Below are 22744 nucleotides of genomic sequence, written 5' to 3' on the forward strand. Positions count from 1 at the left end.
AATGGATACGAGTGTGCTGCCAATTATTATATTGTTACCGTTAGTATTAGGCACAACCCTTGTCTCGTGGCTGAAGCAATTTTCACGCGGGGTAACGGCTTTAGGAGCAATTGCCGTCAGCCTCAGCAGTTTCTTATTACTGTTGAGTCAGGCGCCTGCTGTATTTAATGGAACGGTAATTACCCAGACCTGGTCCTGGCTACCCCAGCTTGGAATCGACTTCAGTTTCCGGCTGGATGCTTTGGGCATGCTGTTTGCTCTGCTGATTAGTGGAATTGGTACCCTGATTTATATCTATGCCTATTACTATCTCAGTCCTAAAAACTCCCTGAGTAAACTCTATTTCCTGCTGATGCTGTTTATGGCAGCGATGCTCGGCATTTCCTTGTCTAATAATCTTCTGATTCTCCTGATTTTCTGGGAACTCACCAGTATTTCTTCCTTCCTGCTGGTTGGTTACTGGAGCAATTACGAAGCGGCCCAACGCGGCTCACGCATGGCTCTAACCATTACCGGCATGGGCGGCTTATCTATGCTGGGTGGTTTTATTCTGCTCGGACAGATGACGGGTACCTATCAGATTGACCAGATCCTGATGATGGGCGAACAGATTCAGGCACATGCCCTATTTGTACCGACATTATTATTAATTTTACTCGGTGCTTTTACCAAAAGTGCGCAGTTCCCGTTTCACTTCTGGTTACCAAATGCCATGGCAGCACCGACGCCGGTGTCTGCCTATCTGCACTCTGCCACCATGGTCAAAGCGGGCCTGTTTTTAGTCGCACGTTTATTGCCGATTTTTGCAGGCGCGGCACTGTTCCATAATATTGTTACTTTTATCGGGTTATTTACCCTGTGTGTGGCAGCGTTCTTTGCCATCTTTAAAGAAGATCTGAAAGGTCTGTTGGCCTATTCAACTATTAGCCACTTGGGCCTAATCATGTGTCTGCTGGGTATTGGCTCACCACTAGCCGTCGCAGCAGCAATTTTCCATATCATTAACCATGCAACCTTTAAAGCTGCCCTGTTCATGATTGCCGGGATCATTGATCATGAATCCGGTACCCGGGATCTGCGAAAATTGTCTGGTCTTTGGCAAATGCTGCCTTTCACCGCAACACTGACCATGATCACCGCTGCCTCCATGGCAGGTATTCCATTCACCAATGGTTTCTTGTCCAAGGAAATGTTCTTTACCGAACTGGTCGCAAACTTAAGTGGCCCAGTCATGGTGGGTGCAGCCATTGCAGGAACATTGGCCGGGATTTTCGCTGTCGCCTATTCGATTCGTCTGGTACATGGCGTATTTTTTGATGGCCCCTTAGGTCAGCAAGTCCCAAATAAAGATGCGCATGAGCCGCCATTCGGTATGCGTGCACCAGCTATTTTATTAGCTTTCCTGTGTATTGCAGTTGGTTTGTTACCAGGATTACTGGTCGAAAAGATTGTAAATAGCACTACACAAGCGTCAACCCAGAATTTCGCCTTTGAAGGTACTCACCTCGCCCTTTGGCACGGTATTAATCTGCCTTTGGTGATGAGTATTATTGCGATATTCGGCGGTGCAATTTTCTATTTTGCACTGGCCAAAGGCGGTGCAATTCGGGAAATTGATCTGGATCCAAAACTCGGCAAACTGCAGGGTCGTGTACTGTTTGATCTGTTCCTGAAAAATCTATTACTGAATTCAAGACGTTTCCGCCGTGCGACTGAAAATGGCAAACTGCAAAGTTATATTTTGTGGACGGTGCTGTTTACCATTGGTCTGGTGGGCTATCCACTCGTCGTCAATGGGATCGACACCGGTAGCCGCGAACTGACCCATGCTCCAGTGCTTGCCATCGTTCTATGGTTACTGCTGTTCTCAGCCTGCTGGATGATGCTGTGGTTCCATCATGAACGGATTAAAGCCATCCTGATCAGCGGTGCGGTCGGTCTGGTCGTCACCATGGTTTTCATTGGTTTTTCAGCACCCGATCTGGCTTTGACCCAGATTACAGTCGATGTAGTAACAACTGTTCTGTTACTGATGAGCCTGTCACTCCTGCCACAACTCACACCTTATGAATCCAGCCCGACCCGACGCTGGCGAGATGCAGTGATTGCGGTCTGCGGGGGTCTAGGAATTGCAACAGTTGCCTGGCTAGTTATGACGCGTGACCATAATTCAATTTCCTGGTTCTTCATCCAACAATCGATTCCGCTTGGTGGCGGCACAAATGTCGTCAACGTAATTCTGGTCGATTTCCGTGGTTTCGATACCTTCGGCGAGATTACCGTACTCGGGATTGCTGCCATTGGGGTACTGAGTCTGATGGACGGTATGCGTGCCCATGGCACCACCATTACCCAAGGCCTGACTTACCGTTTTAACCCCTCCCCTTTGATGCTACGTATTACCGCATCGTGGATTTTACCGGTAGCCTTGGTGGTTAGCCTATATATCTTTATGCGCGGCCATAATCTTCCGGGTGGCGGTTTTATTGCCGGTCTGGTCACCTCATTGGCTTTGATCATTCAATACGTTGCCATTGGTCAGGATCATGCAGAAAAAATGCTGGGAGCTAAATCTGGACGTCTCTATGAAATCTGGATTGGCGTCGGCCTGACTATTGCTGGCCTGACTGGCATCGCAGCCTGGTTCTGGTCACGTCCTTTCCTGACCAGTGCCCATATTCATGTTCATCCACCATTACTTGGCGATATGCATCTGGCTTCTGCCGCGCTATTTGATGTCGGTGTCTATGTCACCGTAGTCGGGGCGACCATGCTGATGATTTCCGTTCTGGGTGACTCCCGTCACTCAAGTATGACTGGCCCAGTACCAAGAGGATAATAGAATGATTAGTTTAGAACTTTTATTAGCCTCAGCAATTGGCCTACTCACTGCCACCGGGATCTATCTGATTCTGCGGGCACGTACCTTTCCGGTCGTCCTTGGACTGGCCATGATTGGTTATGCAGTGAACCTGTTTTTATTTGCCATGGGCCGTATTCAGATGAATTCGCCTGCAGTGCTTACCGAAGCCACGCAGGTCACCGATCCTTTACCTCAGGCGCTAGTGCTGACCGCCATTGTAATCGGTTTTGCTACCACCGCCTTTATTGTACAGCTGGCCTTACGTAGCCGTTATGAATCAGGAACAGACCACGTTGATTCCAAAGAAGAGATACCGCAACATGACCCACGTGAGGATGAGCCGTAATGACTGATCTTCTCAACTTCTTGAATCAACACACCCCTATTTTCAGTATTCTTTTACCGGCGTTTACTGCCTTTATTTTAGTACTGTTAGGTAACCCAGGTTCCGGTTCTCTGATTACCGACTGGCGTCAGCCTTGGCGTCGTGGCGTGAGTCATATTTCGACCCTATTGGGTTTGATTATGGCGATTGGCTATCTGATCAATAGCAGCCAAGGGCAAATTAGTGTCTACACTTTAAGTGAATGGGCCGCCCCTTTTGGTATTGTGCTGGTCCTGGACCAGCTCTCTGCCTTGATGCTGGTACTGACCTATACACTCGCTTTGCCAATCGTTTGGTATGCCAGCAAAGAATGGGATATTCGCGGGCGCTATTTCCACGCCATGGTCCATTTTCTGTTAATGGGGCTTAGTGGTGCCTTCCTGACCGGTGACTTGTTTAACCTGTTCGTGTTCTTCGAGATCCTGTTAATGGCATCCTATGTTCTACTTTTGCATGGGCAAGGCAAGGCACGCTTCCAGCTCGGTGTACATTATGTGGCTATTAACCTGCTCGCTTCTGCCATGTTCCTGATCGGGCTCGGCATGATTTATGGCAGTGTCGGCAGCCTGAATATGGCTGATGTTGCTCGTCTGATGCCAACTCTGGCAGGTGACGAACATAAGCTTGCCGTTGCAGGCGGACTGATGCTATTTGTGGTGTTCGGGATCAAGGCTGCCATGTTACCGGTAGGCCTGTGGCTTCCTAAAACGTATGCTGTTGCAACTACTCCGGTGGCTGCCCTGTTTACCATCATGACCAAAGTCGGGATCTACGCAATTATCCGGGTCAATGGCACCGTATTTGATGATGAATACAGCCATCAGATCCTGATGAACTGTCTGCTGGCCATTGGTGTGATTACATCACTCTATGGTGCATTCGGTGCCATTGGGACTGAACGTCTACGCCGTTTTGTCGGCTTTATGATCCTGTCTTCAGTCGGCACCATTCTGATTGCGATTGCCATGAACAGTACCCAGGCTTGGGCAGGTGCCTTGTACTATATGGTGCACAGTACCCTGATTGGCGCAGCCTTTTATATCCTGTGTGGCTGGATTACTTCACAACGCGGTGAATTTAAAGATCACTTTAAAATTGCACCACAGATGAAACAGAATACTTTGGTTTCTATTGTGTATTTCATCATTGCCTTGATGATGGCCGGCTTGCCACCTTTCAGTGGCTTCTTCGGTAAAGTGTTTATCCTGCAAGCTTCAGGACAGTCTGAGCATCAAATGCTGATTATCTTTACGGTTCTACTGGTCAGCTTACTGAGTATTCTAGCTTTTACCCGGGTCGGTTTTATTCTGTTCTGGCGTTCAAGCCGACCGGAACAGGATGAAAATTCTGAAGAATTCAGCAAATATGAAGCCTTACCCAGCAAGGCACCGGCACGAAATGACCGGGTCATTTATCTGTTATTGCTCAGTCTGACAGCCTATGTTGTTTTTGCTGCACCGATTTATCAATATAATTATCAGACCGCAGCACAGATTAAGACCAATCCGATTTATGAAGCAGCATTATTAAAACGTGATGCTGAAGGTAAGTTCATCAGTGTACAGCCATTTGATCCGGGTTATTTACCAGAAACTAAATACGGTGGTGAAACGCCTGATCCAAATGCACATCTGATTCCTTATGTCATTTCAGAAAATACCTTAAATGGCGATCATATTTCTGAATTTAAACAGCGTCAGATTGATAAACAGTATATTGAACAGAACAAATACGACGACAATCAACTTAAACCGGCGGAGGGACTTTAATGGCTGAATCATTACTTCAACGCTGGTTCCCTCATCCTTTCGTGTCAGTAATTGTGGCGATGAGCTGGGTCATGCTGGCCCATAATATGGAAGCCGGCACACTCCTTATGGCAATATTTCTGGCCATCTTGATTCCGCGAATGGTCGCTCCTTTTATTGATTACACACCGAATATCCGATGGATCCCAGCGATGCGCTTATTCTGGGTCGTTGTTTGGGACATCATTGTCGCCAATATTAAAGTCGCGATTCTGGTGCTAGGGCCAACTAAAAATCTGCATCCAAAATGGTTTCGTGTTCCTCTAGATACCGAGCATGAAGAAGTAAATACGTTGCTGGCAATGATTATTACCACAACACCAGGTACAGTCTCTGCGGGGATTGATCAGGACCGGGGCGATATTCTTGTGCATGCTTTAAGTACGGATGATGAAGAGGCCGAAATTGAAACTATTAAACAGCGCTATGAACAACCATTGATTAAAATTTTTAGCGCACAATCAGGAGCTGAAGCATGACCATTCTGCCATATGCATTGCTGATTTGTCTGGGTGCTGTCACGATCTCCATGTTACTGTGTCTGATCCGGCTGGTTATGGGCCCATCAATCGTTGACCGTCTGCTGGCACTGGATACCCTATTTTTAAATGCAACCTGTCTGGTGGTGATTCTGGGAATCTACTGGAGCAGCACTTTCATGTTTGAAGGTGCCCTACTGGTGGCCATGCTGGGCTTTGTTTCTACCGCTGCCCTTGCCCGCTATTTCACCACTGGCCATGTCATCGACTAGGAGTTTTTAAATGCCTCTGATTTTAGAAATACTAGTTTCGATTTTTTTATTGATTGGCGCTTTCTTTATGCTGGTGGGCGGCATTGGGATGATACGTCTACCTGACCTGTTTATGCGTCTGCATGCACCGACCAAATCCAGTACCTTAGGTCTAGGAAGCTTTCTGATCGCTTCTATTATTTTTTCGGCTATCTATGGTCGTTTAGGTTTTGCTGAAGTACTGATTACCCTGTTTGCCTTCATTACTGCACCGGTATCTGCCAACCTGATGGCGCAAGCGGCCTTGCATTTACGTTTGCGCTCGATGAGTGGTGAAGTGCCAGAAACACTAGAACGTCCATTGCCTTGGCAGAAAACCCGCCGTCGTGCATTTTATGAAAAGAAAATGAATGACCAGGATTCAAAGTAATAGTTAGCCAGTTCTACTTAAAAGTTCAGCAATAAAAAAGCCACCCTAAGGTGGCTTTTTTATTGCGCTTTATAAAAGCTTATTCTTCATCTTTCTTGTCGTCAGCAGGAGGTAAATCCTTCACTGCTTCAGCAATCAGACCAAACATATAGTTACCATATGCATTGGTTTTGTCGTAATGGAAACGTAGACGAGGTGTAATACGTGTCTTGATCCGACGGCTCAGTTCATGGCGCAGGAACCCGGATGCCTTATTCAGGACATCGAGTGTTTCTTTATTTGCCGCTTCACTTTGCTCATCACCAAGTTCACGACCCATTACTGTGACATAAACTTCTGCATATCCTAAGTCTGGGCTCACCTTCACGGCTGAGATGGTCACCAGACCACCCAGACGTGGATCTTTCAGCTCTTGACGGATCAGTTCAGACAACTCACGTTGTACCGTATCCGCCATACGCTTCAGACGTTGACTACCCGCCATTAAAGACTCCGTTTAATCAATTGCACATCATACACTTCGATCTTATCGAGAGGTTTGATGTCTTTATAGCCTTTCACCGCAAGACCACATTCCATACCGGCACGAACTTCTTCCACCACTTCTTTGTAGCGACGAAGAGATTCTAGCTCGCCTTGGAAGATCACCACGTCATCACGTAATACGCGAATCGGTTTATTACGGTGTAATACACCTTCAAGCACCATACAGCCTGCTGCAGCACCGAATTTGCTTGAGTGGAACACTTCACGCACTTGAGCAACACCCAAGATCGTTTCACGGTGTTCAGGAGCAAGTTTACCGCTCATCGCTGCTTTCACGTCATCAATCAATTGATAGATCACTGAGTAGTAACGAATGTCGATACTGTCTGCATCTGCTTTTTGACGTGCAGTATTGTCGGCACGTACGTTAAAGCCAAGAAGAACCGCTTCTGAAGATTCAGCAAGTGTGACGTCAGATTCAGTAATCGCACCAACACCAGAACCGATGATACGTACTTTTACTTCATCCGTTGAAAGCTCAGCCAATGCAACATGCAGCGCTTCCAATGTACCGCGTACATCAGTTTTTAATACCACATTGACGATCGGCACATCTTTTTTGCCCATAGACGCCATGATGTTTTCAAGACGCATTGCAGATTGACGTTCAAGACGTTTTTGACGTTCACGATCCATACGCGCATCGGCAACTTCACGTGCTTTCTTCTCGTCATTCACAACAAGAACTTCGTCACCTGCCATCGGCGCTTCTGGAAGACCCAGAATTTCAACTGGAATCGAAGGACCTGCAGACTTGATACGTTTACCGTTTTCATCGGTCATGGCACGAACGCGGCCATAAGATGAACCAGCAAGTACCAGGTCACCCACTTTCAGCGTACCGTTTTGAACCAGAATAGAAGTCACTGCACCGCGGCCTTTATCAACACGCGCTTCAATCACAACACCTTGTGCCGCACCTTCTTCAGACGCCTTCAATTCAAGCAATTCAGACTGAATTAAAATCAGGTCAAGAAGTTCATCAATACCGGCACCAGTATGTGCAGATACTTTCGCTACAGGAACGTCACCGCCCCATTCTTCAGGTACGATTTCTTTGGTGGTCAATTCGTTCAGTACACGATCTGGATCAGCTGAGTCTTTATCCATCTTGTTGATTGCAACAATGATCGGTGTACCCGCTGCACGTGCGTGATCGATTGCTTCTGCAGTTTGTGGCATCACGCCATCATCTGCTGCAACAACCAGAACTACGATATCAGTCGCTTTGGCACCACGTGAACGCATTGCAGTAAACGCTGCGTGTCCCGGAGTATCAAGGAATGTGATAATACCTTTATCAGTCGTTACATGGTAAGCACCGATATGCTGGGTAATACCACCTGCTTCGCCTTGCGCCACTTTGGCACGACGGATACGGTCTAGAAGCGATGTTTTACCATGGTCAACGTGACCCATGATCGTAACAACTGGCGCACGAGTAGTTTGCGCACCACGTGCTTCTTCAGCCTGTTCAAGCAGGTTATCTTCGACTGCAGTTTCAGAAACCAGTACTGGGTTATGACCCATTTCTTCAACCACAAGTGCCGCGATTTCCTGATCGATTGCCTGGTTTTGAGTAACCAGTTCACCCATTTTCATCAGTGACTTGATGACTTCACGAACCTTAACCGCCATTTTCGCAGCCAGGTCAGCAACGACAATCGTTTCACCGATTTCAACGTCATAAACCTGTTTTTTCACTGGTTTTTCAAAACCATGCTTGTTCGCTTGGCTAGATTTCAAACCACGTTTGTGTGAGTTATCACGGAAAGACTGCTCTTCACCACGACGACCACCTTTTTTCGGTGAACGTGTATTTGAAGTGTTAGTACCACGTTTAATTTCGCGGTCTTCTTTCGCAAATGAGTCTTCATATGCCTGGCCAACCAGACCAGCAGCAAGTGGAGAATCATCAATCACACGAATGGTTGCAGTGGTATCTTCAGAAGAATACTTCGATGCCATCTTGCGCATTTGCTCAAGGGTACGTTGTTGTGCTTCTTCAGCTGCCTTGCGACGTGCTGCTTCTTCAGCTGCTTTTAATTGAGCGGCTTGAGCTTCACGCGCTTTTTTCTGTTCTGCTGTTTCAACTTGTTTAACCGCTGCTTTCACAATCGGCTTGTTAGTTGATTTGCGTTTTACCACAACAGCGGCTTTAGGTGTTTCCTGTTTCTCAGTTTCTTGTTTCTGAGCTGCACGCATTGCTTCTAGTGCTTTGCTTGCATTGTTTGTACCTGATTTAGGTGCATCAGCAGGTTTTTTAGCTGGTGCTGGCTTCTGTTCAGCTTCTGCTTTCGCTTGCTGTTCAGCTTGAGCCTTCGCTAAAGCTTCTGCTTTAATTTGTTCCGGGTCTGGCTTAACGAATGTATGTTTCTTGCGAACTTCTACATTAATCGTTTTCGCCTTACCTGAAGTACTTGCCACTTTAGCAGTACTGGTCGTTTTACGTTTCAACGTGATTTGTCCTGCATGGCCATCTGAACCTTGTGTCTTTTTCACATGATTCATTAAGCGATCTTGTTGTTCGGTGGTAATAATATCGTCAGCTTTACGCTGTGGTAAACCTGCCTCACGAACCTGCTCTAGGAGCTTATCAACATGGCGACCCACGCTGAGTGCTAACTCTTTAATCGACTTGTCCGTCATATACTACCTCCTAGTTAAACCATGATTCGCGCGCTTTCATAATAAGTTGACCGGCCTTCTCAGCACCGAGACCTTCGATATCTTCGATATCATCAGTCGCTTGGTCAGCTAAGTCATCTACGGTTACCACACCACGAGCTGCGAGAGCTTGCGCGATCTCTGCTGTCATGCCTTCCATTGCAACAAGTTCTTCACTTGGCGCTTGTACGTTTTCTTGCTGTTGTAATGCATCAGCAAGTGCAATTTCTTTCGCACGGCTTTGCAGTAGTTCAACCAGTTCCGCATCCAGTTCGATTTCATCAAACGTTTCTGGCGGTACGTAAGCAATTTCTTCAAGCGAGGTGAAGCCCATTTCTACCAACGCCATCGCCAAATCTTCAGCAATATCCAGACGTGTAACAAACATGTCCAGATATTTTTGTGCTTCGCTTTGCTGACGTGCGTAGTACTCTTCTTCCAGCATCATGTCCAGCTTATAGCCAGTCAGTTCAGATGCCAGACGAACGTTTTGACCTTGTGAACCAATTGCGCGAGCTAGCTGATCACTAGTCGCGAAAATGATGTCTGCAGTACGTGCATCTTCATCGATGACAATACTAGATACATCTGCTGGTTCTAATGCACTTGCGATATATTGCGCAGGATCATCCGACCAAACCACCACATCAATACGCTCGCCATTGAGCTCTTGCTGTACAGCCTGGATACGTGTACCACGCATACCAATACAAGCACCCACCGGGTCAATACGGTGGTCGTTGGTTTTCACTGCAATTTTAGCACGAACACCCGGTTGACGAGCTGCGGCCTTAATTTCAATGATTTCTTCAGAAATTTCAGGAATTTCTTTTTTCATCAATGCGATCAGCATTTCCGGTTTAGCACGTGACAACAATAATTGTGCACCACGGCCTTCACGGTTAACGCTATATAGAATCGCATTTACGCGTTGTTTCGGACGAAGGATTTCCTTCGGAATCATCTCTTCGCGTGCCAGATACGCTTCTGCGTTGTCACCCAAGTCAATGATAAAACCATCTTTGGTTTGTTTTTTCACTTCACCGTAGATCAGCTCACCGACTTTAGATTCATAAGCATCGGCAACCAGTGCACGTTCTGCTTCACGGATCTTCTGTACAATTACCTGTTTCGCGATCTGGGCAGCAATACGACCGAAATCGATTGATTCTACTTCCAGTTCACGGATATCGCCAATCGACCATTGTGCCGGATCCACATCAGAGATCGCATCCTGACAAGCAGGCATTTCATGATCTTCATCAGCCACTACTTCCCATTGACGGAAAGTACGATAATCACCAGTTTTACGGTCAATTTCTACACGAAGACGAGCTTCTTCCGAGTGAGTCCCCTCGTAGAATTTCTTCTTAGTCGCTGCAACCAAAGCTTGTTCTAGCGCTTCAAAAATTGCTTCACGACTTACACCTTTTTCGTTACTAACCGTTTCAACGACGGTAAGAATTTCACGTGCCATAAGTCACCTATTCGTTCAGATTCTTATTAATTGAATTAATCTTGATAGACCAAGTTTGCTTTATCGATATTGTGACTGTCGATATCCAAAATCTGTTGCTTTTCTACTTCAACCTGAATCATTTCATTTTCAAGGTCGACTGCAACCAGTTTTGCCTGGAATTTACGACGGTTATCGACGGCACTGATCAAACGCAGCGCAACCGTTTGTCCGATATAATGAGCCATCTGCTCCAGCTGGAAGAATGGACGATCCCAACCTGGTGAAGACACTTCAAGCGAATATTCACCTGAGATTGGATCATGTACATCCAGGATCGCGCCGACTTGCTGTGTGACACGTACACAGTCCTGAACCCCAATACCACGACCCTGCTCTTCTTCGCCATCTTCATTGACAACAGGTGCTGCATTTTCATCGACCGGTTTGTCGATATAGATCCGTAATAATGAACGTTTGCCTTGTGGCAGGAATTCAATCCCCCACAGATTTACATCACAGGCTTCAACTGCTGGTGCAATCAAGTCCTGAAGTGCTTGAGTTTTATTTGATAGCTTCATTTACTCTCGTCATCTGGTGCGATTTTATGATCTATTTGACCACTACAAACCAATACAAACTATAGTAGTAGTGAAACATGGAGATTTGACCAAATATTGTCGACACTACACGATAGCCAATAAAAAAGGGCGTAAATCGCCCCAATTAATGCACAATTTGAACTTTTTTCAAATCCCACTGTGCAAAAAGGCCCACCATAGTTGTGAGCCTCTTTTAAGAAACTTGGTAGCGGGAGCTGGATTTGAACCAACGACCTTCGGGTTATGAGCCCGACGAGCTACCAGACTGCTCCATCCCGCATCAACGTGCAAAAATTATATACAAAAGATGCGAACTTTTCAATCACAACCACATCATTCTGCATATTTGTTATCTGTTACTGAAAAATTGGTAGCGGGAGCTGGATTTGAACCAACGACCTTCGGGTTATGAGCCCGACGAGCTACCAGACTGCTCCATCCCGCATCAGCATACAAATAACATTCAGCTTAATATTTTACACTAAACTGCCTTTAAAGTTTGCAGCTTTAAAGGATTGGTAGCGGGGGCTGGATTTGAACCAACGACCTTCGGGTTATGAGCCCGACGAGCTACCAGACTGCTCCACCCCGCAACAACATGCAAATAATTCTTCTCAACTTAAATCAGATTTAAGCTGCCTTTTAAAAGTTTGCGTCTTTAAAAAAGGATTGATTGGTAGCGGGAGCTGGATTTGAACCAACGACCTTCGGGTTATGAGCCCGACGAGCTACCAGACTGCTCCATCCCGCATCAACAGAAGTTTTTTTTAGCTGCATACACCAACTTATATTCTGGATTATAAGTTGGTGCGGAAGGGGGGACTTGAACCCCCACGCCCGAAAGCACTACCACCTCAAGGTAGCGTGTCTACCAATTCCACCACCACCGCAGCTGTGACGCATTCTAGTCGCATCACTGAAAAAAAGAAAGGTTTAATTAAAATTATTCGGTCGTTTGTGGTGCAGTTGGTGAAGTTTCAACCGGTTGCGCAGGCGCAGTTGGTGCTGATTGAATTGACGATAAACTGTACGCATTCGTGGTTTGTTTCTTGGCAAGAATCGCCAAAGTAATACTGGTCACAAAGAACAATGCGGTAAAAACTGCCGTCAAACGGGTCATGAAATTACCCGAACCTGAGGCACCAAAGATCGTTGCCGCACCGCCGCCGCCAAATGATGCACCTGCATCCGCACCTTTACCATGCTGAACCAAAATCAAGACAATCATCAAAATCGCTAAGATAATATGCACTACCAGCACAAAAGTTTGCATGCTGAACTCCTAATTATTGTGTATTTGCAAATGCTTGAGCAATTTGATGGAACGACTCAGCATTGAGTGATGCACCACCCACCAATGCCCCGTTAATGTCAGGGCAGGCTGCTAACTCTACTGCATTTTCCGGTTTTACACTACCACCATATAAGATTGCCATAGTCGCAGCATAACCTGTAATCTGGCTCAAACCCTGACGGATCTGGGCATGCATGGCCTGCGCATCTTCTGGAGAAGCTGTTTTACCGGTACCAATGGCCCAGATTGGCTCATAGGCTATCACAATATTTTTCCACTGTTCATCTTCTACCACAGTCGCGATATCGCAAATCTGTTGGAGAACCACCGCTTCTGCCTGCCCTGCTTCACGCTGTTCCAGACTTTCGCCCACACAGTAAATTACGGTTAAACCGGCATTTAAGGCATTCTTGATTTTAGTATTTAAAATCTGTGAACTTTCAGCAAAAATTTCACGACGTTCAGAGTGCCCAATCAATACATAGTGAATCTGGCTATCAGCCAATAATTCAGCACTCACTTCCCCAGTATAAGCGCCTGTCCCTGCAATACGTGATACATCTTGTGCTACGGTATATACAGGGCGATTAGCAGAAGCAAATGCAGTTTGAATTTGAGTTAAGGCAAGGGTTGTCGGCGCCACACCCAAATGACATTTCTCTGTTGAAACTGGTGCAGACTCAAGCAAGTCTTTTAAATTCTGAACCAAAGCTTGGGCATCTGCCTGCATTGGATTCATTTTCCAGTTGCCCACCACCCAAGGGGTAATCGTCGAAACCGACATAAATAACCTATTTCACTGACATATCTTGAATTGGGCACATTCTACACGGAATTGTAAAATTTAAAGAATAGTTTTATTCATCCTATTTCTCAGTTTAGACTATTCAAAATGGTTATTTTTTGTTATCACTGAAAAAAATGCCCGGTTCTTCCGACCAGTTCAAGCTTTTACTGAATATCAGGAAGATTGCAGCATTCTCAGCTATGGTATTTTTGTATAACAAACGTATAATTTTAGAATAGCAAATTAAAAAAATTGAATTGATAGGCATTTGAAGCATGACAGCATTGCAGGGGTCACCAAGATTTACGGGGTTTATTCGTCGCCTGGTCGATGAAGGGGTATTATCAGCTGAAGATATGCGGACTGCTTTAGCCAATGCCAAACAGGAAAAAACAGATATCGTGGCCTATTTGGTCAGTCATCATAATCTTTCCCCTACTACCATTGCTGAAACGATCTCAGTAGAATTTGGTGAGCCTCTATTTGATATTGGTGCTTATGATCCGGGACAAATCCTGCGTGAAGATATTGATGAAAAGCTGATCACCAAGCATCGAATTCTGCCAATTTATAAAAACGCCAATATTCTTTATGTCGCCACGAGCAATCCGACCAATATCGAAGCAACGGATGCCATCCGCTTTGCAACCAAACTGAATATTGAAACTGTTATTGTTGAACACAATAAACTCGAAAAACTGATTGAGCAAAACTTTACTGAAGAAAGTACTTTTGATTTTGATGATGATTTCGATCTGGATGTAAATGTCGATACAGCCGATCCGACTCAAGAAGAAGACGAAAAAGACAAGGGTGAAGAAGCCCCTATTGTTAAATATATTAATAAGTTACTGATTGATGCTATTCGTATGGGCGCTTCGGATCTCCATTTTGAACCTTATGAAAAAATGTATCGGGTGCGCTATCGTGTCGATGGGGTTTTACGTCAGATTGCAACCCCGCCCCTACAACTGGCAAACCGTTTGGCGTCGCGTTTGAAAGTCATGTCGCAGATGGACATTTCTGAGAAACGCGTGCCTCAAGACGGCCGTATTAAATTAAAGCTCTCAAAAAACAAAGCCATCGACTTCCGTGTTAACTCGCTCCCTACCCTGTTTGGCGAAAAACTGGTTCTACGTATTTTAGATCCGTCTAGTGCCATGCTGGGAATTGATGCTTTAGGTTATGAACCTGAGCAGAAAGAATTATTTATGGAAGCCTTAGATAAACCGCAAGGGATGTTACTGATTACCGGTCCTACTGGTTCCGGTAAAACAGTATCCCTTTATACGGGCTTAAACATCTTAAATCGTGAAGATACCAATATTTCTACTGCGGAAGACCCAGTCGAGATTAACCTGCAAGGGATTAATCAGGTGAACGTCAATAATAAAGTTGGCCTGACGTTTGCAGCTGCTTTAAAATCCTTTCTGCGTCAGGATCCTGATATTGTCATGGTCGGTGAGATCCGTGATCTGGAAACAGCTGAAATTGCAATCAAAGCAGCGCAAACAGGTCATATGGTGATGTCAACTCTGCACACCAACAGTGCTCCGGAAACTTTGACCCGTTTACGTAATATGGGCGTACCTTCTTTCAATATCGCGACTTCAGTCAATCTGGTGATTGCGCAGCGTCTGGCCCGTCGCTTGTGTTCACAATGTAAAAAACCGGCTGACATTCCAAAGCAAAGCTTACTGGAGATGGGCTTTACCGAAGCAGATTTACAAAGCCCTGAATTTCAGATTTATGAGCCAGTCGGCTGTAATGAATGCCGTGAAGGGTATAAGGGCCGGGTCGGTATTTACGAAGTCATGAAAGTCACACCTGAAATTTCAAGAATTATTATGGAAGATGGCAATGCCATTGAAATTGCTGAAGCTTCCGCGCGTGCAGGATTTAACAATTTACGCCGATCAGGGTTAGTGAAGGTTATGCAGGGGGTGACTTCTTTACAGGAAGTCAATCGTGTAACCAGCGAATGATCGTGCTGAATATAAAATAAGGATAAAGCTATGGCAGCAGTAAAAAAAGGCCAGATGACACCGATCTTCAGTTATGAAGGGGTTGACCGCAAAGGCGCCAAGATCAAGGGGGAATTGCCGGCACGAAATATGGCCTTGGCAAAAGTGAACTTGCGCAAACAAGGCATTACGATCAAAACCATTCGAGAAAAGAAAAAAAATATTCTCGAAGGTTTGATGAAGAAAAAAGTTTCCACGCTGGATATCACCATCTTCACCCGTCAGTTAGCGACCATGATGAAAGCCGGGGTACCTTTAGTACAAGGCTTTGAAATTGTCGCAGAAGGTTTGGAAAATCCATCTATGCGCGAGGTTGTGCTTGGAATTAAAGGCGAAGTTGAAGGGGGGAATACTTTTGCCGGAGCATTACGAAAATACCCACAATATTTTGACAACCTATTCTGTTCTTTGGTCGAATCTGGCGAGCAATCTGGTGCTCTGGAAACCATGCTGGATCGTGTCGCGATTTACAAAGAAAAAAGTGAGTTGTTAAAGCAAAAAATTAAAAAAGCCATGAAATATCCTATATCAGTAATTGTGGTTGCAATTATTGTGACGATTATTTTGATGGTGAAAGTGGTACCCGTATTTCAAGAACTTTTTCAAGGATTTGGTGCAGACCTACCAGCCTTTACGCAGTTTGTTGTTAACTTGTCAAATTGGTTCCAGCAATACTGGTTCTTATTTATTCTTGGCATTGGAATTATTATTACTATATTTCTTGAAAGTAAAAAACGTAGTAAAAAATTTCGAGACTTGCTTGATAGAGCTGCACTTAAAGCTCCCATTTTTGGTGATCTGGTCTATAAAGCAATTATTGCCCGCTATAGCCGTACCCTAGCGACGACTTTTGCTGCCGGTGTACCATTAATTGATGCCCTTGAATCTACAGCTGGTGCGACCAATAATGTGGTTTATGAAGAGGCCGTATTGAAAATCAAGGAAGATGTTGCAACCGGTCAACAGCTTCAATTTGCCATGCGTGTCACGGATAAATTTCCTTCTATGGCTGTACAGATGGTTGCGATTGGTGAAGAATCAGGTGCATTGGATGCTATGCTGGATAAAGTTGCGACGCATTATGAAAACGAAGTCGACAATGCGGTCGACGGTTTAACTTCCATGATGGAACCCTTGATTATGGCAATTCTTGGTGTCCTTGTTGGTGGCCTTGTTATCGCAATGTACCTTCCAATTTTCCAAATGGGTTCCGTGGTTGGCTAATTTACAGGTTAAATATTTTGTTTATTAATGTTATTTCTTATTTTATTTCAAACCCAACTGCGCTTTATCTCGCAGTTGGGCTTTTTAGTCTTTGTATTGGTAGCTTTTTAAACGTTGTCATTTACCGTACCCCTAAAATGATGGAACAGGAATGGCGTACAGATTGCCAGCTGTTTTTGCATCCAGACCAGCCCATCATTGATGAGAACAAAATTACTTTAAGCAAACCAGTTTCCACCTGCCCGAAATGTCAGACTCCTATTCGCTGGTATCAGAACATTCCGGTGATTAGCTGGATCTTATTACGTGGTAAATGTGGTAACTGTCAGAATCCAATCAGTATCCGCTATCCATTTATTGAACTTCTCACAGCTGCTTGTGCGCTGATAGTGGTGGCAGTATTTGGGCCTACCATACAGATGCTGTTTGGTCTGGTTTTTACCTATGTCCTGATTGCCCTCACCTTTATTGATTTCGATACCCAGTTATTACCCGATCGCTATACCTTGCCGCTGGCTGCACTCGGCCTGGGCATTAATAGTTATGCGATTTATACTACCCCTGATTCTGCCATCTGGGGCTATATCATTGGCTTCTTATGCTTGTGGGTGGTGTACTATCTGTTTAAGCTGGTGACCGGCAAGGAAGGTATGGGCTATGGAGATTTCAAATTACTAGCTGCCTTAGGTGCCTGGATGGGGCCTATGCTCCTACCACTCATTGTATTATTGTCATCATTGGTGGGCGCGATTATTGGGATTATCCTGCTTAAAGTCCGTAAAGAAAATCAGCCCTTTGCCTTTGGCCCTTATATTGCCATTGCCGGCTGGATTGCCTTTTTATGGGGTGAGCAGATCATGAAAATCTATTTAGGTCAGTAAAGTGAAATTTGTACTCGGTTTAACTGGTGGAATTGGTAGTGGCAAGTCTGCTGCCAGCCAATGGTTTGAAGCTCAAGGGATTGCTGTCGTAGATGCAGATATTGTCGCCCGTGAAGTCGTTGATATCGGTCAACCAGCCCTACAGCAAATTCGGGAAGCTTTCGGCGATTGGGTTTTACTCAAGGATGGTTCATTGAATCGCCGTGTTTTGCGCGAACATATTTTCCAGTCTCCAGAAGCACGAAAAATGCTGGAAAATATCACCCACCCTGCTATTCGCAATTCAATTATTCAACAGTTACATGCAGCACAAAGTCCTTATGCGATTTTAGTTTCTCCTTTATTGTTTGAAACAAATCAGCATGAACTAACACAACATACGTTATTAATTGATGCTGCTATTGAACTGCAAATTCAACGGGCTTCACAGCGCGATGGACAAAATGTAGAGCAAATTCAGAAGATCATTGCCGCACAAATGCCGCGTGAACAAAAGTGTGCCATGGCTGATGATATTGTACTGAATGATGGTGAGCTAGAACATCTCTATGCTCATCTCACACCATTACATGAAAAGTATCTTCAGATGGCTGCTCAAAATAATTAATCCAAACCTATTTAAAACTAAAATAAAAAGCAGCCTTGTTAGGACTGCTTTTTTTGTTGTTCCAGTTTTTGACTCAAGCTATCTTGATGCATCAGCCAGCGCCAAGGCTGTATGGCACCAATTGCCATACCTACCAAACCAGAAACAATCGCGAGACTTAAAGGTTCATCTAGAAGCGGCACAGCCAGTATGGCAGCAATAAATGGTGCGAGAGTCACGATACTGCCCGCTTTAAATGCACCTAAACGCTTAATCGCTTCCACATAAGTTAGTGTCGCTACAATCACCACAAAAACACCGTGAAAGAGTACCTGGGAAGCCATTTGCCAAGGTTCAGCAGCATCCAGATGTTTGGGGAAGAATAGCAGATAAATTGGCACATAAACGATGGCTGACCAGATCGCTACACTGGCCATAGAATGCCAGGCAGATAGCTTCCATTGACGTAGCAGTACAGTGAATACACCCCACCACATTGCACTGATGAAAAATAGCAGATCGCCTAATCCCAAGGCCACACCGGACTCCCGGAACATCAGCCAACTCATACTGCCAATCGCAAGCAGCATAATCGCCATACTGATCCAGGTATGTCGGTCAAATCTCTGTTTAAATAACACAAAAGCAGCCACTGCGGTACAAAGTGGAATACAGCCATTTAGAAATACGGCAGCATGAGCTGCAGGTGCATAATGGAAAGCAGTATAAGCAGTCAGGCAATACCCTACCCCGCCAATCATGGCTAAGAGAAAGGATTCCTTACTCCACAAAAAGGCTGTGTCCTTTTTATAAATCAGGACTGGCATCAGAATCAGAAAAGCCAATAGAAAACGTAATCCCACCAGATCCCAGGCACTAATCCCCCACTGGGCACTTAAGCGCGTGCTTAAGGTAAAACCTCCCCAAATACACATGGTAATTAAGACAAAGGCATAACCTTGCGTTCGGGGAGACATAGACTTCTTCTTTAACAGTATTTAGGTAAATAATAAAAAGGACTTAAGCTTGACGCTGACGACAGGCTTCATAAAGAGCCATCCCTGTTGCCACGCTCACATTCAGACTTTGCAGATTTCCTGCCATCGGAATATAAACCGTCTGATCACATTGGCTTTGGGTAATTGGACGCAAACCGGTATCTTCCGCACCCATCACCACGCATACACCTGTACCAGTAAAATCAAATTTCTGGATAGGTAAAGCTTTTTCATCCAGCATCGTACCAACCACACGTACATTAAATTCATCTTTGATTTGACCCAAAGTACGCGCCAGATTGGTCACCTGAATAAACTTCACTTTTTCTGCACCACCTGCTGCCACTTTACGTGCAGTCGGCGTCAGGCTTGCTGAACGGTCACGCGGTACAATCACAGCCGCTACACCCATCGCTGCGGCAGTACGAATACAAGCACCCAGGTTATGTGGATCAGTTACCTGATCGAGTGCTAATAGAAGTACTTGAGAATCTTGTTTCAATAGATCTTCCAGATCCTTTTCATTTAAGGTTGGATGCGGGCGAACTGCCGCTACAACGCCTTGGTGAAAAGGCAAACCAGCCAGTTTTTCCAGCTTGTCACGACTAGCCTGCTGGACACTAATGCCAAAAGGCTCAGCCAATTCCAGCACACGTTTCAGGCGCTGATCATCACGGCCTTTCAGGGTAAAAAGAGTCAAGACACGTTCAGGCTCAAGCTCCAGCAGTGATTCTACTGAATGGACGCCATAATAATACTCAGGTTTAGCCATGAACGACCTCGAAAATAAATTGGGAAATAGGCAGCAAAAGAAAAATCCTGCAAAGCCAACTTCACAGGATTCCGTATCAAGCTTAGTTTAACCGATTCAGAAAAAAATTTCTTGATCGGCTACAGCTCATCTGTAGGTCTGTTTAGCCTTCAAAATGGCAAACATAGTCCAGCACGTCATCAGTTTCAATTTTGAAACGGCTATTGCCTGGCACATAGAAAGACTGACCAGCACGGAACAGTTCTTTTTCTTCGCTGTCAGCGATTTGCACACGGCATTCACCTGAGATGATTTCCATACGCTCAGGCACATGTGTTTCAAAAGTTAATGCATTTTCTGAAGGTAAAATTACCCCTAAGGTTTTTTTAGTGCCATCTTCAAATTGCACCACATGGCTGATGCATAACCCGCCAAAATACACATTCGATTTTTTAAGTACTGATACATGATCAAACTGAGCTGACATGCCATTTCTCCAGATAAAGCATTTTGTAATATTTTGATTGCTGTAGTTTAAATGTGCACCCGCAACTAATCAATCGAAGTTTATCGGACTTGAATGAATTTATTGGGTGCCCCTGCTTGCCTTGATTCCAGCCTGTTTGAGTGATTTCGGCAGATCCTGGAAAATGCCGTGATTTTTCTCGCCATTTATAAGCAAAATATATTCCGACCTGATTTAATTTAAATTTCAAGCATGTCAGAAAAATGAAAATATCTTTTGTAACTTCAGTGGCCTAATCTTGGTTCTTGTGACACAACATTCAAATAAGCGTGTATTAATCCCTGAAATTTAAGATAGAATGAAATCGATTTATCCTGATTTATAATAACAGCCGCGTTGCTAGACTGAAGCAACTGACATGCTATTTCATTCAAACTTTTCGCAGCCCGGATGCGTTTATGCTGACACATTTAACTCTGATCAATTTTGCTTTGGCCGAGCATCTTGCTATTGATATTGATAAAGGTTTTAACGTTCTTACTGGTGAAACCGGTGCAGGTAAATCCCTGTTACTGGATGCTCTGTCTGCCTGTCTGGGGGAGCGAACCGATACCAATTATGTGCGTTATGGCACCGAAAAAGCGGATGTAACAGCAACCTTTAGTTATCAGGAAGACAGCCCTGAAGCGAGCTGGTTAAAAGAGCATGAACTGGATGATGAGTCGGGGGAGATTCATTTACGCCGGGTGATCTTTGCCACTGGCCGCAGTAAGGCCTGGATCAATGGTCGTCCCAGTAGTCTGTCTGAACTGAAAGAAATTGGCCGACTACTGGTTCAGCTTTATAGCCAGCATAGTCAGCAGCAACTTCTAGAACCACCTTATCCCAAACACTGGCTGGATCGCTATAGCAATTTTTATGCACCAGCTCAGGAAGTACGTGACGCTTATAGCACCTGGCATAAAAATATTCGCCAGCATCAGGCCGCGCTGGATGCACAAGCAACCCGTAAGCAACGTATGGAAACTCTGGAGCTGCAACTTGAAGAACTGGAAGAAGTCGTCCAGACGGATTATCAGGAAATTGAGCAGGAATTTGACCGCCTTTCACATCATGAAGCCATCATGCAGGATTGTGTCTATAGCCTGAATGGCCTGGATGAAGGTGAACAGAATATTTCGCAGGAACTGGCTTCAATCTTGCGCCGCATGGAATCGCATGCCGGTCGTAGCGAACAGCTTTCCCAGATTTATACCTCTTTACTGAATGCCCAAAGCGAACTCGAAGATGCAACGGCAACCTTACGTCAGTTTATGGATCGGCAAAGCTTTGATCCAGAGCGTATGGAAGAACTGAATTCCAAACTGGAAGTGTTTCACCGTTTAGCACGCAAATACCGCACCCAGCCAGAATTGCTGAAAGAAGAATATGAGGCCTGGCAGACTGAACTTGAACAATTGCATCAGCTAGAAGACCCGGAAACTCTGGCTGAACAGGTCGAGGTCTCTTATCAGGAGTTTCTAAGCAAAGCTCAACATCTGGACCAGATTCGCCGTGATGCAGCCGAACCGCTGGCGAAAAAACTGACCGAACAGGTGAAACAGCTTGCCCTACCTGAAGCGCATTTTGAATTTAAATTTGAGCCTTTGGAACATCCATCAAGTGAAGGTTTGAGTTTTATTCAGCTTCTGTTTACTGCCAACAAGGGCATACCAGCACAACCTCTGGCACGCGTGGCTTCAGGCGGTGAATTATCCCGTATCGCCTTGGTGATGCAGGTGATGAATGCAGAAAAAACCGAAGCTGAAGTATTGGTCTTTGATGAAATCGACGTCGGGATCAGTGGCGGAACTGCGGAAATCGTGGGTCGCTTATTGGCTGATCTGGCACAGCATGTACAAATTCTTTGTATTACCCATCAGGCGCAGGTGGCTGCACAGTCCGACCAGCATTTATTAGTGAAAAAACGCCAGACTGATCCGGCCAGCAGTACCATTATTAATTTGGAAGAAATTGAAATTGTACAGGAACTTGCACGTATGACGGGTGGCGTGGAAATTAATGAAACCACCTTGCAGCATGCACGTCAGTTAAGACAGTTAAAGTTTCAGCAAGCATAAATCATGCTTAATAAAAATCCCTGACTAGTGCAGGGATTTTTTATTAACAGCTTTTAGTTTAAAACAACTTATAAAAAATTAATAAAAAATAAAGCACTCCGCTTTAAATATAAAATTTAATATTTT

The 22744-nt window shown here is 45.0% G+C and carries 20 protein-coding genes and 5 tRNA genes; 11 read left to right on the plus strand and 14 right to left on the minus strand.

The genetic code is table 11. The annotated features are described in order from the left end of the window. Nucleotide 1: 1 nt before the first annotated feature. From FTU03_RS04605 to FTU03_RS04630, 6 genes are read left to right on the plus strand one after another with little or no spacing between them, the layout of a single operon-like run. Nucleotides 2-2839 carry a monovalent cation/H+ antiporter subunit A gene (locus FTU03_RS04605; protein ID WP_179992189.1) on the plus strand — a complete coding sequence of 946 codons (2838 nt, stop codon included), beginning with the start codon at nt 2-4 and terminating at the stop codon, nt 2837-2839. A gap of 4 nt (nt 2840-2843) precedes the next feature. Beyond that, entirely contained in the window at nt 2844-3209 is a 366-nt protein-coding gene (locus FTU03_RS04610; protein ID WP_004787185.1) for a Na+/H+ antiporter subunit C, read from the plus strand. Then, nucleotides 3209-5017 carry a monovalent cation/H+ antiporter subunit D gene (locus tag FTU03_RS04615; RefSeq protein WP_179992190.1) on the plus strand — a complete coding sequence of 603 codons (1809 nt, stop codon included), beginning with the start codon at nt 3209-3211 and terminating at the stop codon, nt 5015-5017. Before FTU03_RS04610 ends, FTU03_RS04615 begins: the two co-directional genes overlap by 1 nt. After that, complete coding sequence (locus tag FTU03_RS04620; RefSeq protein ID WP_125278899.1) at nt 5017-5535, plus strand: Na+/H+ antiporter subunit E; 519 nt, start codon at nt 5017-5019, stop codon at nt 5533-5535. Before FTU03_RS04615 ends, FTU03_RS04620 begins: the two co-directional genes overlap by 1 nt. Then, nucleotides 5532-5807, plus strand: a complete 276-nt coding sequence (locus tag FTU03_RS04625) for a monovalent cation/H+ antiporter subunit F (protein WP_004787192.1) — start codon at nt 5532-5534, stop codon at nt 5805-5807. Before FTU03_RS04620 ends, FTU03_RS04625 begins: the two co-directional genes overlap by 4 nt. 10 nt (nt 5808-5817) lie before the next feature. Further along, nucleotides 5818-6216 (plus strand): Na+/H+ antiporter subunit G, encoded by a 399-nt coding sequence (locus tag FTU03_RS04630; protein WP_005233541.1) that lies wholly within the window; start codon nt 5818-5820, stop codon nt 6214-6216. 79 nt (nt 6217-6295) lie between these two features. Here FTU03_RS04630 and FTU03_RS04635 read toward each other — a convergent pair whose 3' ends face one another. From FTU03_RS04635 to tpiA, 11 genes are all read right to left on the minus strand, one after another. Continuing rightward, complete coding sequence (locus tag FTU03_RS04635) at nt 6296-6700, minus strand: ribosome-binding factor A (protein ID WP_179992191.1); 405 nt, start codon at nt 6698-6700, stop codon at nt 6296-6298. Further along, nucleotides 6700-9411 (minus strand): translation initiation factor IF-2, encoded by a 2712-nt coding sequence (gene infB / locus FTU03_RS04640; RefSeq protein ID WP_159122710.1) that lies wholly within the window; start codon nt 9409-9411, stop codon nt 6700-6702. The genes FTU03_RS04635 and infB overlap by 1 nt, the downstream gene beginning before the upstream one ends. Nucleotides 9412-9421: 10 nt before the next feature. Beyond that, nucleotides 9422-10906, minus strand: a complete 1485-nt coding sequence (gene nusA / locus FTU03_RS04645; protein ID WP_004787201.1) for a transcription termination factor NusA — start codon at nt 10904-10906, stop codon at nt 9422-9424. A 35-nt stretch (nt 10907-10941) separates the two neighbouring features. After that, nucleotides 10942-11466 carry a ribosome maturation factor RimP gene (gene rimP, locus FTU03_RS04650; RefSeq protein ID WP_179992192.1) on the minus strand — a complete coding sequence of 175 codons (525 nt, stop codon included), beginning with the start codon at nt 11464-11466 and terminating at the stop codon, nt 10942-10944. 224 nt (nt 11467-11690) lie between these two features. After that, a tRNA-Met gene (locus FTU03_RS04655) sits at nt 11691-11767 on the minus strand. A gap of 88 nt (nt 11768-11855) precedes the next feature. Further along, nucleotides 11856-11932: transfer RNA gene (locus FTU03_RS04660), tRNA-Met, on the minus strand. A 71-nt stretch (nt 11933-12003) separates the two neighbouring features. Continuing rightward, nucleotides 12004-12080, minus strand: a tRNA-Met gene (locus FTU03_RS04665). Nucleotides 12081-12161: 81 nt separating this feature from the next. Next, nucleotides 12162-12238, minus strand: a tRNA-Met gene (locus FTU03_RS04670). A gap of 54 nt (nt 12239-12292) precedes the next feature. Continuing rightward, nucleotides 12293-12377, minus strand: a tRNA-Leu gene (locus tag FTU03_RS04675). Nucleotides 12378-12430: 53 nt separating this feature from the next. Next, on the minus strand, nt 12431-12760 hold the full coding sequence (gene secG, locus FTU03_RS04680; RefSeq protein WP_159122712.1) for a preprotein translocase subunit SecG: 330 nt from the start codon (nt 12758-12760) through the stop codon (nt 12431-12433). A 13-nt stretch (nt 12761-12773) separates the two neighbouring features. Then, nucleotides 12774-13565 carry a triose-phosphate isomerase gene (tpiA, locus tag FTU03_RS04685; protein ID WP_159122713.1) on the minus strand — a complete coding sequence of 264 codons (792 nt, stop codon included), beginning with the start codon at nt 13563-13565 and terminating at the stop codon, nt 12774-12776. Nucleotides 13566-13843: 278 nt separating this feature from the next. Here tpiA and pilB point away from each other — a divergent pair, with 278 nt between their 5' ends. The 4 genes from pilB to coaE are packed head-to-tail and all read left to right on the plus strand — an operon-like array spanning nt 13844 to nt 18304. Next, complete coding sequence (pilB, locus tag FTU03_RS04690) at nt 13844-15553, plus strand: type IV-A pilus assembly ATPase PilB (RefSeq protein WP_159122714.1); 1710 nt, start codon at nt 13844-13846, stop codon at nt 15551-15553. Between the two features lie 30 nt (nt 15554-15583). After that, nucleotides 15584-16816, plus strand: a complete 1233-nt coding sequence (locus FTU03_RS04695; RefSeq protein ID WP_179992193.1) for a type II secretion system F family protein — start codon at nt 15584-15586, stop codon at nt 16814-16816. 17 nt (nt 16817-16833) lie between these two features. Further along, nucleotides 16834-17697 (plus strand): A24 family peptidase, encoded by an 864-nt coding sequence (locus FTU03_RS04700; RefSeq protein WP_218946452.1) that lies wholly within the window; start codon nt 16834-16836, stop codon nt 17695-17697. Nucleotide 17698: 1 nt separating this feature from the next. Then, nucleotides 17699-18304: a dephospho-CoA kinase gene (coaE, locus tag FTU03_RS04705; protein ID WP_179992194.1), complete on the plus strand. Its 606-nt coding sequence runs from the start codon at nt 17699-17701 to the stop codon at nt 18302-18304. Between the two features lie 38 nt (nt 18305-18342). Here the strand turns inward: coaE and FTU03_RS04710 are convergent, their stop codons facing one another. The 3 genes from FTU03_RS04710 to FTU03_RS04720 all read right to left on the minus strand — a co-directional run bounded on the left by FTU03_RS04710 (nt 18343) and on the right by FTU03_RS04720 (nt 20519). Next, the gene (locus FTU03_RS04710) at nt 18343-19260 is read right to left on the minus strand and encodes a DMT family transporter (protein ID WP_179992195.1); all 918 of its coding nucleotides are present in this window, start codon (nt 19258-19260) and stop codon (nt 18343-18345) included. Between the two features lie 43 nt (nt 19261-19303). Then, on the minus strand, nt 19304-20053 hold the full coding sequence (rlmB, locus tag FTU03_RS04715) for a 23S rRNA (guanosine(2251)-2'-O)-methyltransferase RlmB (RefSeq protein WP_005233526.1): 750 nt from the start codon (nt 20051-20053) through the stop codon (nt 19304-19306). Between the two features lie 142 nt (nt 20054-20195). Further along, entirely contained in the window at nt 20196-20519 is a 324-nt protein-coding gene (locus tag FTU03_RS04720) for a pyrimidine/purine nucleoside phosphorylase (protein WP_004787221.1), read from the minus strand. 437 nt (nt 20520-20956) lie between these two features. On the opposite strand from FTU03_RS04720, the gene recN reads away from it, so the two are divergent. Further along, the gene (recN, locus tag FTU03_RS04725) at nt 20957-22618 is read left to right on the plus strand and encodes a DNA repair protein RecN (protein ID WP_179992196.1); all 1662 of its coding nucleotides are present in this window, start codon (nt 20957-20959) and stop codon (nt 22616-22618) included. Nucleotides 22619-22744 lie beyond the last annotated feature (126 nt).

This window comes from Acinetobacter sp. YH12046 (assembly GCF_013419905.1).
Classification (GTDB): Bacteria; Pseudomonadota; Gammaproteobacteria; order Pseudomonadales; family Moraxellaceae; genus Acinetobacter.